Annotated in this window: 1 protein-coding gene; it reads left to right on the top strand. The window is 51.5% G+C overall.

All coding sequences use genetic code 11. The features are described from left to right. Positions 1 to 95: 95 nt before the first annotated feature. Positions 96 to 668, top strand: a 573-nt coding sequence (locus ACTNBZ_RS14370) for an IS3 family transposase (protein ID WP_441210958.1), incomplete at its 3' end; no start/stop codon positions are given.

Genomic DNA, 668 nt, shown 5'->3' with positions numbered 1-668 from the left:
GGGCGTGGCAGCAAAGGGCGTCCGCCAAAGCGGTTGCCAAAAGAGGTGGAAGAAGATCTGCTGGCCGAGGTACAGCGGCTGCGTGCAGAGAATGAATACCTAAAAAACTTGCAAGCCTTGGTTTTGGAAGACGAGCGGCGCCAGCGCAGAAAACGCAGGTAGTTCAAAAGCTAAGGCAAAGACATTCTCTGTATATTCTTCTTTCGATCGCTCAGCTGCCCCGGGCAACCTTCTACTATCATCTGAAGCGGATGAACCGCGAGGACAAATATGAAGCGGCCAAATCGGAGATCACAGCCATATATCACGAAAACAAAGGACGATATGGATACCGCCGCATTACGACAGAACTGCGAAACCGTAATATCCCCTTGAACCACAAGACCGTCCAGAGACTGATGAAGGAGCTGGGGCTGGTTTGCCGTGTCAGAATGAAGAAATATCGGTCTTACAAGGGTGAAGTCGGCAAGATCGCGCCAAATCTGTTAAACCGGGACTTCCATGCCGAGAAACCAAACCAGAAGTGGGTCACCGATGTGACAGAGTTCAGTTTGTTTGGAGAGAAACTGTATCTCTCGCCGATCCTCGACCTGCACAGCAGCGATCTGGTCAGCTATACGATCTCGGATCGGCCTGTTCTGAGCATGGTGACCACCATGCTGGATCAG

The organism is Pseudoflavonifractor sp. HCP28S3_F10 (assembly GCF_052065415.1).
Classification (GTDB): Bacteria; Bacillota; Clostridia; order Oscillospirales; family Oscillospiraceae; genus Pseudoflavonifractor_A.
Note: the sequence above shows the minus strand (reverse complement) of the source record. Positions and strands in the feature narration are given on the sequence as shown.